Origin of the sequence: Klebsiella sp. 10-1 (assembly GCF_009758445.1) — a bacterium.
GTDB lineage: Bacteria > Pseudomonadota > Gammaproteobacteria > Enterobacterales > Enterobacteriaceae > Klebsiella > Klebsiella scottii.
Genome location: NZ_WQRE01000001.1, coordinates 1,635,898 through 1,648,859, shown reverse-complemented (window position 1 = coordinate 1,648,859; position 12,962 = coordinate 1,635,898). Strand labels below are relative to the sequence as shown.

The 12,962-nt window shown below is 59.2% G+C and carries 10 protein-coding genes and 1 pseudogene; 4 read left to right on the top strand and 7 right to left on the bottom strand.

The window, feature by feature from the left end:
• Positions 1 to 8: 8 nt before the first annotated feature.
• The 7 genes and pseudogenes from GO007_RS07800 to GO007_RS07770 form a co-directional block, all read right to left on the bottom strand.
• Positions 9 to 890 (bottom strand): annotated as a pseudogene (locus GO007_RS07800) (LysR family transcriptional regulator).
• A 190-nt stretch (positions 891 to 1,080) separates the two neighbouring features.
• Positions 1,081 to 3,381 carry an FdhF/YdeP family oxidoreductase gene (locus tag GO007_RS07795; RefSeq protein ID WP_095097740.1) on the bottom strand — a complete coding sequence of 767 codons (2,301 nt, stop codon included), beginning with the start codon at positions 3,379 to 3,381 and terminating at the stop codon, positions 1,081 to 1,083.
• A gap of 227 nt (positions 3,382 to 3,608) precedes the next feature.
• A complete protein-coding gene (locus tag GO007_RS07790) occupies positions 3,609 to 4,526 on the bottom strand; it encodes a bestrophin family protein (RefSeq protein ID WP_095097737.1) in 918 nt (305 codons plus the stop codon).
• Between the two features lie 263 nt (positions 4,527 to 4,789).
• Positions 4,790 to 5,665 (bottom strand): oxygenase MpaB family protein, encoded by an 876-nt coding sequence (locus GO007_RS07785; protein WP_095097734.1) that lies wholly within the window; start codon positions 5,663 to 5,665, stop codon positions 4,790 to 4,792.
• A 132-nt stretch (positions 5,666 to 5,797) separates the two neighbouring features.
• Positions 5,798 to 6,229, bottom strand: coding sequence for an OsmC family protein (locus GO007_RS07780; RefSeq protein WP_095097732.1), 432 nt, complete (start codon positions 6,227 to 6,229; stop codon positions 5,798 to 5,800).
• Between the two features lie 64 nt (positions 6,230 to 6,293).
• Positions 6,294 to 6,803 carry a GNAT family N-acetyltransferase gene (locus tag GO007_RS07775; RefSeq protein ID WP_095097729.1) on the bottom strand — a complete coding sequence of 170 codons (510 nt, stop codon included), beginning with the start codon at positions 6,801 to 6,803 and terminating at the stop codon, positions 6,294 to 6,296.
• A 25-nt stretch (positions 6,804 to 6,828) separates the two neighbouring features.
• Positions 6,829 to 7,719, bottom strand: coding sequence for a LysR family transcriptional regulator (locus GO007_RS07770; RefSeq protein WP_095097726.1), 891 nt, complete (start codon positions 7,717 to 7,719; stop codon positions 6,829 to 6,831).
• Between the two features lie 113 nt (positions 7,720 to 7,832).
• Between GO007_RS07770 and GO007_RS07765 the strand changes: the two genes are divergently transcribed.
• The 4 genes from GO007_RS07765 (at position 7,833) to GO007_RS07750 (ending at position 12,939) form a co-directional block, all read left to right on the top strand.
• Entirely contained in the window at positions 7,833 to 8,684 is an 852-nt protein-coding gene (locus GO007_RS07765; RefSeq protein ID WP_095097723.1) for a Vmh family MBL fold metallo-hydrolase, read from the top strand.
• Between the two features lie 158 nt (positions 8,685 to 8,842).
• Entirely contained in the window at positions 8,843 to 8,983 is a 141-nt protein-coding gene (gene sra, locus GO007_RS07760) for a stationary-phase-induced ribosome-associated protein (RefSeq protein WP_004861775.1), read from the top strand.
• Between the two features lie 172 nt (positions 8,984 to 9,155).
• Positions 9,156 to 10,853 carry an NAD-dependent malic enzyme gene (locus GO007_RS07755; protein WP_095097720.1) on the top strand — a complete coding sequence of 566 codons (1,698 nt, stop codon included), beginning with the start codon at positions 9,156 to 9,158 and terminating at the stop codon, positions 10,851 to 10,853.
• Between the two features lie 373 nt (positions 10,854 to 11,226).
• Positions 11,227 to 12,939 carry an ABC-F family ATP-binding cassette domain-containing protein gene (locus GO007_RS07750; RefSeq protein WP_095097717.1) on the top strand — a complete coding sequence of 571 codons (1,713 nt, stop codon included), beginning with the start codon at positions 11,227 to 11,229 and terminating at the stop codon, positions 12,937 to 12,939.
• Positions 12,940 to 12,962 lie beyond the last annotated feature (23 nt).

Here is a 12,962-nt window from a genome sequence, read left to right as displayed (position 1 = left end):
CTAAAGAATTAGCCAAATATCGCCTGCGCATCGGCAAAGCATTTTTCCGCCAGCGACGACACCGGCTCTTTATTGCGCATAATCAGCGCCAGCATCGAATCCACCTCCGTTTCGGCAATCGGGATAATCTCCAGATTGTCGCTCAGCTCCTCCAGGCCATTATTGAGCGGCATAATGGCGCAGCAGATCCCCGCCTGTACCGCCTGGATTATCTGAAAGGTAGAGTCGCTTTCAAAAACGTATTTCGGCGTTAGCCCTTTCGCTTTAAAGCTCATCTCGATCGATTCGCGGTAGTACATCCCTTTGGTGAGGAAACCGAGCGGCAGAGAAGCCAGGTTTTCCCAATCGGGCGTCCCCTGCGCGAAGCGAAAATGCCGCTTATCGTGCAGCAGCCCCATCCGCGTCGCCGGCAGCCACTGCACGTTAAACAGCTGGCTATCGACGTGGTGCAGGTAGCAGATCCCCAGGTCGAGCTGATTACGGCTCACGCCATCGATAATCTGCTCCGAGGTCAGCGACAGCAGGCTAAACTGCAGCTCGGGATACTTCTCCGTCAGGGGCTTAATCAGCTGCATCGGATTGAGGCTGGCCAGCGGCACCATGCCGACCCGCAGCTGGCCCACCATTTGCCCGCGGCAAATGGCCGCCTCCGCTTCCAGCCCGTCGTGGGCGGCAAGCAGCGCCCGCGCCCACGCCAGAATGCGTTCGCCTTCGGGGGTAAACCCCTCGAAGCGCTGTCCCCGCTGGATCAGCACGAGGTTCAGCTCCTCTTCCAGGCTGCGAATGCGCATGGATAGCGTCGGCTGGGTGATATGACAGGCCGCCGCGGCCTAGCCAAAATGGCGGGTTCGATCGAGGGCGATCAGATACTTGAGCTGTTTAATATCCATTATTGATTCACTCTATTTGCGCCCGCGCCTGAAGGCGCGCTAACGCGATACAGAGCGCTATTGTAGCCCAAATATGTTAGCCAAATGTTATTTTAAGACCGGAAGATGTTCGCCGCGGTGTCGCCAAACCTGACGCCGCGCTGATGGGGCCTCGTCGCCAGCGGTCGCCGGCGACGGAGTGCGGGAGGTATTAGCGCATACCCGCAAGCGGCAGGATCTCTTTCGAGCGCAGCGTCAGGCGAATCGGCACCGATTTGTAGGACGGCGTGCCGCTCTCTTGATCAAGATAGTTTAGCGGAACCAGGACGTTAGCCTCCGGGTAATAGGCGCCCACGGTGCCCGGCGCAATGCTGTAGGCCACCACCGTAATGTTCTCAAGCCGCTGGTGGCTGTCCGGCAGCGCAGTACTGATATCAACCCGGTCGCCGTGCTCCAGCCCCATATTTTCCATGTCCTGCTCGTTCATAAACAGCACGTCGCGGCGGCCGAAGACTCCGCGATAGCGGTCATCGAGGGCATAAATCGTGGTGTTGTACTGATCGTGGCTGCGCAGCGTCACCAGACGCATAACGTCCTCTCCGTCCACCTGCACGTTTTCATGAACGCCGTCGAAAACCGAGAACATCGCTTTTCCCGTTGGCGTCGGCCAGATTCGCTCGGTCGGCGGCAGCGGCATGCGGAAACCGCCCGGATGACGAATGCGCTGATTGTAGTTTTCAAAGCCGGGAACGGTGCGTTCAATCAGCTCGCGGATGCGATCGTAGTTTGCCACCAGCGCCAGCCAGTCAACTTTGCTGTTCGCCAGCGTCGCCATCGCCATCCCGGCCACAATGGCCGGTTCGGAACGCAGCTGCGCCGAGGCCGGCTTCAGCTTGCCCGACGACGCGTGAACCATCGACATCGAATCCTCAACGGTAATCGACTGACGGCCGCTTTCCTGCAGGTCGAGCTCGGTGCGTCCGAGACAGGGCAGAATATAGGTCTCTTTGGCCATCAGCAGGTGCGAGCGGTTGAGCTTGGTGCCAACGTGTACGCTCAGCTCCAGCCCCTGCATCGCCGGGAAGGCCCGCTGATGATCGGGCATGGCGACGGCAAAATTGCCGCCCAGACAGAGCAGCACCTTCGATTTCCCCTCAATCATCGCCTCCAGCGCTTTCACCGCGTCGTGCCCATGCGCCTGCGGCGGAACAAAGCCGAACTCTCGCTGCAGGTTGGCGAGGAAGCTGGCGCTCGGCTTTTCGGTAATGCCGACGGTACGGTTGCCCTGCACGTTGGAGTGCCCGCGCAGCGGACAGATCCCGGCCCCCGGCTTGCCGATATTGCCGCGCATCAGCAGCAGGTCGGCGATCAGGCGGACGTTTGAGGTGCCCTTGTTATGCTGGGTGATCCCCATGCCGTAGGTGACGATGGTGGCGTTGGATTTGGCATAGGCCGCGGCAACGCGCTGCAGGTCGTCGCGGGTCAGGCCCGACTCACGTTCGATATCGTGCCAGCTGGTCAGGCGCAAATCCTGGGCAAAGGCCGGAAAGTTCTGCGTATGTTCGGCAATAAATGCGCTGTCGAGGACATTATCCAGATCGTCATCCATCTGCAGCAGCGCTTTGGCAATCCCCTTCAGCGCCGCGGCATCGCCGCCGGCCTTGACCTGGAAATAGGTCGAGGCAATGTTGGTTGAACTATAGGTCGCCATTTCGATCACGTTCTGCGGGTCGGCAAAACGCTCCAGCGCCCTCTCCTTTAGCGGATTGAGGACAATAATCGGCACGCCGCGCCGGGACAGTTCGTGCAGGGTTCCCATCATCCGCGGGTGGTTGGTTCCCGGGTTGTGACCGATGGAAATGACCAGCTCGGTTTTGTCAAAATCATCCAGCGAAACCGTCCCTTTCCCAATGCCAATGGACTGCGGCAGCCCGACGCTGGTTGCCTCGTGGCACATATTGGAACAGTCCGGGAAGTTGTTGGTGCCCAGCTCGCGGGCATACAGCTGGAACAGCCAGGCGGCTTCGTTGGAGGCGCGTCCGGAGGTGTAAAATTCAACCTCATCCGGCTGCATGCGGCTGACAATCTCGCCGATCCGCGCGAAGGCGCGGTCCCAGGAGACCGGACGCAGCGTGTCGCTGGCGCGATCGTAGACCAGCGGTTCGGTTAAGCGACCGTAGCCCTCCAGCTCAAAATCGCTTTTCGCCAGCAGGGAGCTTACCGTATTGGCCGCCAGAAATTCGGCAGTGACGCGCTTGCTGGTCGCTTCCCAGGTCACCGCCTTGGCGCCATTCTCGCAAAACTGGAAGGTCGATTTGTGTTCTTTATCCGGCCATGCGCAGCCCGGGCAGTCAAAACCGTCCGGCTGATTGGTGCGCAGCAGCGTCGCGGGGGCATCAAGGGCATCCATCTGGGTGCGAACGGCGATTGCGGTGGCTTTCAATGCGCCCCAGCCGCCGGCCGGGCCGTCATAGGGATGAACCCCCGGCACTGCGCGTCTTTTCTTGTTCATGCTAACTCCTGAATGCACCGTCGATATGCAGGTAAATGCGTGCGTCAGATAGCCTTATCAGAGCGATCGGCACTATTTTTATGGCCGCTCGCCGACGTGTGGCTGATACCCGACGCCGGCGAGGGTTTTGTTAACGAAAGAATAACAATCAGGACCTAAGCTGTATAATCAATGTTATCTATCACGCATTAGATTTAACTTATTTAACATTAGCAGCCTGCGGTGGATCAGGTCAGATTGTAGTACCGGTCGGGCTGAACTTTTTCCGGCAGCGGATGCTGGCCGGTCATGTCCAGCAGATTGCGCTCGATGGTATTGCACATCGCGTTGAGCGGCAGATCGTTGGCGGCGACGCCGAACGGGTCCTCCAGCTCTTCCGCCAGCGAATCCCATGACAAAAAGGTGTAGGAGATAAAGACCGAGACAAATGGCGTCATGTAGTGCAGATCGCCAACCAGCGCAAAAGGCAGCAGCGTGCAAAACAGATAGACGGTACGTTGTAAAATCAGGGTGTAGGCAAAAGGCACCGGCGTCGTCGCTAAACGTTCGCAGCCGCCCAGCACGTGCGCCAGCTCATCGAGCTTATTATCCATCAGGCCGTAGGTGATATCGCTGATCTTCCCCGCTTCGCGCAGCTGGCCTAACTCATGCCCCACCAGCAGTAGAATCCGGTTAGTTGGCATCGAGCTGGCGATAATTTCCGTCACCACATCGCGCGGCAGCAGACGATAAAGATCGGCGCTGGGATCGGTTTTACGCAGCTGGTGCTTCAGGCTCCAGCTAAAGGCAATCAGGTAGCTGGCTATTTTTTTATGCGTTTCTGCGGCGGCGGGCAGAATATTTTTTAGCTGGCGCATAAGCGTGCGCTCGGCAATTAATACCGTTCCCCACAGGTTACGCGCCTCGACAAAGCGGTTGTAGCTGGCGCTGTTGCGAAAGCCGAGAAAAATCGCGATAGCGATCCCCAGCAGGCTAAACGGGGCGACGGTTAAATGGATCCCCAGCTGCTCGTACCACTGATAGCTAATAATCGCGATAATCGACATCAGCACATTGAGCAGCAGGCGAAAGACGATTTTTGACAGCACCGAGCCATGCCAGTCAAACAGACGGAGAAACCAGTGTTGTTCTGGTCGGATAATCATTGTATTACTTCCTGATGAACGCCATTGGGCATGGCTTAATATTATCTATTACGCCATTGGCTTATTTTATTGAGCACCAACACGACAATGCGTTAATTATTTACCACTAATAAGCGATGGATTAATGGCCCGCTAATTATGGTCCCTTTTTATTTGTCCGGCAATATGCGGAACCGCGCTCCCCGCAGTAATAAAGCGGCAGAGCTAATTACCGCTCTATTAATAGGGTTAATTATCAGCACGCCGTGGAGCGGGCCGGCGGGTTACAAAACGCCGCCGTTCATCCGGCGCATCGCGCAGTGCCAGGCGCCGTTACGCACCGAGGCGCGCAGCACGCGGGCAATGCCGTGCACCGCCAGCCGCGTGGACTGCCGCTGCAGGCGGCTCATCCTGAGGGAGAGCATCTCCTGCGCCCAGGGCGGCAGAAGATCGACCCCCGCGCGCATCATCAGCCGGCCAACGGGCTGGCTCAGCTTCCCTGGCAGGCGGGTGGCAAACAGCACCCGGGCGACCTCCTGAGTGCGTTCGTCGCAGCGCAGGCGCGGACGCATATCCTGCAAATACTCCGCCACCTGCCGCGGCGTGACGGGAATATCCCGCGCGCCGAGGCGGCGGGCAATCTCTCCGGCCTCCGCGAAATACTGCTCCTGGCGCGCTTCGCTCACCACGGTTCGCCGGTAGCGCAAATGCGAGGCCATAAAGCTGCTGCACTCGGCAACGTGTATCCAGGTTAGCAGCGCCGGATCGCTGGCTTCGTACGGCGTGCCGTCCCGATCCCGCCCGCTCACCCGCAGATGAATATCCTTTATCTTCGCGATCAGCCGCTCGGCATCCGCGGTGGTGCCAAAGGTGGTCGCAGAAATGAACTGGCTGGTGCGCCGCAGGCGGCCAAATATGTCTTCGCGGAAGTTAGAGTGATCCCAGACGCCGGCCAGCGCCAGCGGGTGGAGCATCTGCAGAAGCAGCGCGCTGATACCGCCGCAGAGCATAGAGGTAAAATCGCCGTGCACCGGCCAGATAGCCGAGCGTGGGCCAAACAGCCCCGGTTCGCCGGGCGGGTGTTCAAAATCAATCTCTTTCAGCGCCATGCCGGTTAAACCCAATACCTGCGCTTCAATCATGCCGCGTATGCTGGTCATTACTGTGCCTGTTCCTTTGCGTAACAGACAAAACATACCATTATTTAACGCCGGACTCATTTGCCGGCAGCGGCTTTCAGGCAAAATACGTTGTGCCCGCAGGTCGCGGGCACGCTGTGGCGGGAAGCGCGTTTACGGATTGAGCTGATATTCCAGGCTCACTTCGGCATTGAGCACCTGCGAAACCGGGCAGCCCGCTTTCGCTTTGTGAATGATGCTTTCGAACGCCGCATCGGCAATACCCGGCAGGACGATCTGACTCTGGAGCGCCACTTTGGTAATGGCGAAGCCGCCGGCGGATTTATCGAGGGTCACGACGGCGACCGTATCAATCGAGGTTGGCGTATACCCTTCTTCACCCAGCATCAGCGATAGCGCCATTGAGAAGCAGGCCGCGTGGGCCGCGCCGATAAGCTCTTCCGGGTTGGTGCCCTTGACGCCTTCAAAGCGGGTGTTGAAGCCATAAGGTTGCTGGTTCAGCGCCCCGCTCTCCGTTGAGACGGTTCCTTTACCGCTTTTCAGATCCCCTTCCCAGTGCGCTTGACCTTTCTTATGAATTGCCATGGATTCGCTCCTTTTTTGACGTTAAAGGATTAAGTATAGGAGCGGATGGCGGATTCGGCCTGCGTCATTTACCTCCCGTCGTCATTTTGCCCCACGTTCCGGCGCCGATATTCTTACTCATATTGACGCCGGTTACCCCAAAGCCGCTGGCCTCGTACAGGCGGCGGGCGCGCGCGTTATCTCCGGCGACCCGCAGCTTTATCTGCACAAACCCCTGCTGCCTGAGATCGTTTTCCAGCGCCGCCATCGCCTGTTTGCCCAGCCCCTTCCCCTGACTCGCGGCGTGAATATAAAAGTCGCAAATAAAGGCGGAGCGCATTTTGGCGTCCGGCTTGTACCACAGGTAGCCAACGTGCTGCTCTGCATCCCCGACGCGTTCAATCAGGCAGAGTAACACCTGGCCCGGCGTGCTCGCGCCGTCGGGGAGACTCTCGGCGATCTCCTGCTGCGCCTGAGCCCGGGCGTCCTGAGCGGAAAGACCATAGTTCTCAGCAATTTCGGCGGCGTAATCAGGGATAAAGTAGGCGAGCCAGGCCGCATAGTCGGCCTCCTGCATCGTTCTGAATATCATCATCGTTCCATTCCTTTAGTGAAAAATGCTAGCCGTTCGCAGGCTGCGCCAGACGCTGCTGAATGTCGTCGAGAAACAGCGGCAGCGCGCTGGGCTGGTAGTCGCGCGAGAGATAGAGACCGAAAACGCTCAGCGGCTTCGGCGTCCAGCCGGGCAGTATCTGCTTCAGCGCCCCGCCGCTCAGCGCGCGCTGCGCCTCAAGCTCGGGGAGCATCGCAATACCGCAGCCGGCCACCGCGGCCTCCAGCAGCAGGGAGGAGATCCCGGCGCTTAAATTTCCCGATACCGCCACCGCGGCGCTCTCCCCTTCAGGCGAGATAAACTGCCAGGTCTGGGTGGCGAAATGGCTGTAATGCAGGCAGTTGTGCCGGCTCAGGTCGTCAGGCGTCTGCGGCTGTCCGTTCAGCTGCAGCCAGCGCGGCGAGGCGCAGAGCACCGATCGGCAGACCCCCAGCCGGCGGGCGATGGCTCCCGGCTCCGGGTTATCGGTGATGCGGATTGCCACGTCGATGCGTTCGCCGATCAGGCTGACCGGATGGTTGTTGATATCCAGCTCAAGCCGCAGCTGCGGATAGCGGGCAAGAAAATCCGGCAGCAGCGGGGAAATGAGCTGCATGGCGGTAAAGTGGGCGCAGGCCACCCGCAGCGTACCGCTGGGCACCGCCCGCTCGGTCTGCCCGGCAATTTCGTCCGACAGCTGCGTCAGGCTGCGGGTTTTTTGCAGCACCTTCTCCCCGGCGGCGGTAAGCGTTAGCCTGCGCGTGGAGCGGTGGATCAGGCGGCTTCCGGCCCAGTGCTCCATCTGCTCAAGATAGCGGCTGACCATCGGCCGCGACATGCCCAGCGCCCGCGCCGCGGCGCTGAGGCTGCCCAGCTCGCAAATGCGGATATATACCCTGGCGGCGATAATGCGATCCATACGTCGTTTCCATCTGCACGATTTATGAAACTCAGCATCTCTTTTTTCAGGAATTTTCGCAAATCGGGAAATGCGTAAAATAGCGTTATTCACCCGACATTGAGAAAACAATCATGAAACTATCGACTCTTGCCATCGCCACTGCCCTGTTCAGCAGCGCCGCCTTCGCCGCACCGCTGCAGCTGCAAACCTACAACCCGCAGGATAAAGGGATTTTCGCCGTCAACTCAACGCTGGCGTCCGGCCCCCACGAAGCGGTGCTGTTTGACGCCCAGTTCAGCATCAAGGACGGCGAGAAGCTGGTTGAGATGATCCGCAAAAACGGCAAGAAGCTGAGCCGGATTGTGATCACCTCCGGCGACCCGGATTTCTACTTCGGCCTTGAGCCGCTGGTTAAAGCCTTCCCGCAGGCAAAAATTGTCGCGACGCAGGAAGTGGTTAATCACATTAACGCCACTAAAGCCGCGAAGCTGGCCTACTGGGGTCCGCAGATGAAAGACGGCGCCCCGCAGCAGGTCTATGCTCCGCAGGTCATTGAAGCCAGCACCTTTACCATCGACGGCGAGAAGGTCGAAATCCGCGAGCCGAACGGCTACGCCGCCTTCGTGTGGATCCCGGGTAACAAGGCCATTCTGGGCGGTACCGGCGTCGCCTGGAATATGCACGTCTGGACCGCCGATACCCAGACCGCTGAAAGCCGCCTGCAGTGGCGCAAAACCCTCGACGATATGGCCGCGCTGCATCCGCAGCAGGTAATTCCGGGGCACTATCTCGGCACGCCGCCGGCAGGCGACCGCGCGATCCTCTTTACCCGCGACTATCTGCAGCAGTTTGAGCAGGCGCTGAAGAACCATAAGGATTCAGCCGGCGTGATTAAAGAGATGAAGCAGCACTGGCCGAAACTTGCGGAAGAGAGCTCGCTGGAGCTTAGCGCTAAGGTAAACACCGGCGAGATGAAGTGGTAAGCGCAGACTGTTCCTAATCCGCGAACATGAGGTTGCCATTGGTGAAAATATAGCCCACCATAGATAGCGCGGTTCGGTTAACGGGCCGCCGTTAGGGTTATATTTCGTCCGGTTTCGCCGGGCTTGTCCTTGAAACAGAAGTGGATTAAGGAGTAAGAATGAAATCGAACCATCAGGCACGTCATCTTCTCGGTCTGAACTATAAGCTGTCCCAGCAGAAAAAAGTGGTGCTGGACGGCGATGTGGAAACCACCATCAACCACGCGCATGCCACCGGCCGCAAACGCCGCGCCGGCTAATTTCTCGACTGAGTGATGATAAAAACACCGTCCTTTTGCCAGGATGGTGTTTTTTTAGCACTATCTCCCCTCTTTAACAGCAACTGCTCTATACTCTGCCCGCTGCATTCCATGCCAGCCCGCCCGTCTATCGCCGCGCCGGGCCTGATGCGATTATCAAGGAGTTAGTGCGATGCAATTCACCCATAAAAAAAACCGTTCCCTGTACATCCCCTACGCGGGTCCCGTCCTGCTTGAGTTTCCGCTTCTTAACAAAGGTAGCGCCTTCAGCATCGAAGAGCGCAGCAGCTTCAACCTGCTGGGCCTGCTGCCGGAAGTGGTCGAAACCATCGAAGAGCAGGCCGAGCGCGCGTGGATCCAGTATCAGGGATTCAAAACCGAGATCGACAAGCACATTTACCTGCGTAATATTCAGGACACCAACGAAACGCTCTTTTATCGCCTGATTGGCAACCATCTTGAAGAGATGATGCCGGTCATCTATACCCCGACGGTCGGCGCCGCCTGCGAACGTTTCTCCGAGATCTATCGCCGCGCCCGTGGCGTATTTATCTCCTACCAGAACCGACATAACCTCGACGATATCCTGCAAAACGTGCCTAACCACAACGTTAAGGTGATCGTGGTCACCGACGGTGAGCGTATCCTGGGCCTTGGCGATCAGGGCATCGGCGGAATGGGTATCCCTATCGGGAAGCTGTCGCTGTACACCACCTGCGGCGGGATCAGCCCGGCCTACACGCTGCCCGTGGTGCTGGACGTCGGAACCAACAATCAGCAGCTGCTCGACGATCCGCTGTATATGGGCTGGCGTCACCCGCGTATCACCGATGACGAGTACTATCAGTTCGTTGATGACGTTATCCAGGCCATTAAGCATCGCTGGCCGGACGTTCTGCTGCAGTTTGAAGACTTTGCGCAGAAGAACGCCATGCCGCTGCTTAACCGCTACCGGAATGAAATCTGCTCGTTCAACGATGATATCCAGGGCACCGCTTCGGTCACCGTGGGTACGCTGATCGCCGCCAGCCGCGGTGCCGGCAGCCAGCTGAGCGAACAGAAAATTGTCTTCCTCGGCGCCGGTTCCGCCGGCTGCGGTATCGCCGAGCAGATCGTCGCCCAGATCCAGCGTGAAGGCCTAAGTGAAGAGGCCGCGCGCCAGCGCGTCTTTATGGTCGATCGCTTCGGTCTGCTCACCGACGCGATGCCGAACCTGCTGCCGTTTCAGAGCAAGCTGGTGCAGAAGCGGGAAAACCTGCAGCAGTGGGATACCACCAGCGACGTTCTCTCTCTGCTGGACGTCGTGCGCAACGTCAAGCCCAATATTTTGATCGGCGTTTCCGGCCAGCCGGGGTTGTTCACCGAAGAAATTATTCGCGAAATGCATAAGCACTGCCCGCGGCCGATCGTGATGCCGCTGTCGAACCCCACTTCCCGGGTGGAAGCGACGCCGCAGAACATTCTTAGCTGGACCGACGGCGAAGCGCTGGTCGCCACCGGCAGCCCGTTTGCGCCGGTGACGCTGAAAGGCAAGCAGTACGTGATCGCCCAGTGCAATAACTCCTATATCTTCCCCGGAATTGGTCTCGGGGTCATCGCCTCCGGCGCCTCGCGGGTCACCGAGGATATGCTGATGGCCGCCAGCGAAACGTTGGCGAAGCACTCCCCGCTGGTGAACAACGGCGAAGGCCCGGTGCTGCCGGAGCTGAAGGATATTCAGACCGTGTCGCGCGCTATCGCCTTTGCGGTTGGTAAAGTCGCTCAGGAACAGGGCGTGGCGGTGAAAACCTCCGCTGAGGCGTTGCTGCAGTCGATCAGCGATAACTTCTGGCAGCCGGAGTATCGCAACTACCGTCGGACGTCGATTTAATCGCGATTGGTCTCGACAAGCGACACGCCATCTGGATAACGGCGAACGCGGCGGGCCTCTACGGGGCCCGCTTTTTTGCCCCGCATCCCTCCTGGATTTAGCCGCTAGCTAAATCGACGTTCTCCTTCTACACTGCCTGCACCTGTCAACTAACTGAATAAAAAAGGAGGACCCCATGCTGTACTGTGAAATGTTTATTTTTTCACATACATTTGGCGATCGTACCCCCTCAAGCGTTATCGGTATCGTGCTGCGATAACTTTAGCTTGAGCGAAGAAACCAAACCTTAATTCCCTTCCCTCGGGCTTACCGGGTTATCGTCAGCGATGTTTGACGAGGCATTCTCATGCCTGTAACTCTTGAGTAAGTCACAATGAGCACACTCTTAACCGCACAATCGCTGTACGTTGAAACGGCATTTGGCCCGTTATTCAACGATCTCTCTTTTACCCTCAAAAAAGGCGACCGCATCGGCCTGATGGGCTATAACGGCTGCGGGAAAAGCACCTTGCTGCAGGTACTCGACGGTACGCTTACGCCCAATTCCGGCCGCGTGGCGCTGGCTAACCATTGCCTGCTGGCCCGCGTGGAGCAGCATCTGCCGGAGGCGGTATTAGCGCAATCGCTGGTGCAGGCGGTACTGGCTCGCCTCCCCGCTGCGGGTCGCGAAAACCATCGCTGGCAGGCGGAGCGCCTGCTGGCCGAAATGGGCTTTGGCGCCGCCAGCTTCGGGCAGCAGGCGGCCAACCTCAGCGGCGGCCAGCATACCCGGCTGCTGCTGGCGCGGGCCCTGATTCAGCAGCCAGATCTGCTGCTGCTTGATGAACCCGGCAACCATCTCGACCTGCCAACCCTGCTGTGGCTGGAAAGCTTCCTGCAAACCTGGCAGGGGAGCTTCGTCGTGGTGTCGCACGACAATCTCTTACTGGATGCTGTAACTAATACCAGTTGGATCCTGCGCGACAGCAGCCTGCACGCCTTCTCTCTCCCCTGCAGCGCGGCTCGCCGGGCGCTGCAGGAGCAGGATGAAAGCGACGCCCTGCGCCATAAGGCCGAGCAAAAGGAGATCGACCGCGTCGCCGCCAGCGCCAGGCGGTTAGCTACCTGGGGGCAGGTCTATGACAACGAAGATCTCTCGCGCAAAGCCAAACAGATGGAAAAACAGGTGCTGCGTCTCAAGGAGAGTCAAACCAGCGTGACCGCCGGGACGCCGTGGCGGCTGGCGCTGCATGGCGACGCGGTGCAGGCCGACCGTCTGCTGGAAATGGAACGACTACCGGTCCCGCCGGCGCCGGGGCTGCCCGCCCTGTTCACCACCGGGCTGGCGCGGCTGAAAAGCGGCGATCGGGTCGCAATAATGGGCCGCAACGGCGGCGGAAAATCGTCGCTGCTGCGCCTGCTGTGGCGGCAACTGCAGCAGGCGGCACCAGACGCCGGGCTACGTCTGCACCCCCGCCTCAGCCCGGGTTACTATGATCAGACGCTGCATCAGCTGGCCGATAGCCACAGCCTGCTGGAGGCGCTTGAAGCCTTTGCGCCGGCCCCGGAGGCGCGTAAGCGCGCGCTGATTTCCGCCGGCTTCGGCTGGGCCCGTCACGGGCAGAAGGTCAGCACCCTGAGCGGAGGCGAACGCTCCCGGCTGCTGTTTGTCGGGCTGTCGCTGGCGCGCTATAGCCTGCTGCTGTTAGATGAGCCCACCAACCATCTTGATATGGAAGGCAAAGAGGCGCTGGCGGCTACGCTGCGGGACTATCCCGGCGGCCTGCTGCTGGTCAGCCATGACCGTCAGCTGATCGCCAGAAGCTGTAACCGCTTCTGGCTGATCGACGACCAGGGCCTCAGCGAATGGCACGACGTCGACGAGGTCTATGCGCGGCTGCGGAATGTTACCGGCCAGTGCGAACGGCCAGCGCAGGTGCCGGCGGCGGCAACGCCCGCAGAGGACGGCGATGCGCTGCTGGAACGGCTGATTAGCCTGGAACAGCGCCTGGCTGAAGATCTTGCGCGTAAGCCGAAGCATCAGAAACCGCAGCAGCAGGCGCAGTGGCGTAAGGAGATCGCAGAAATTAATGCCCGACTGAGTTAAAACCAAACCAGCCCGGCTCGCGG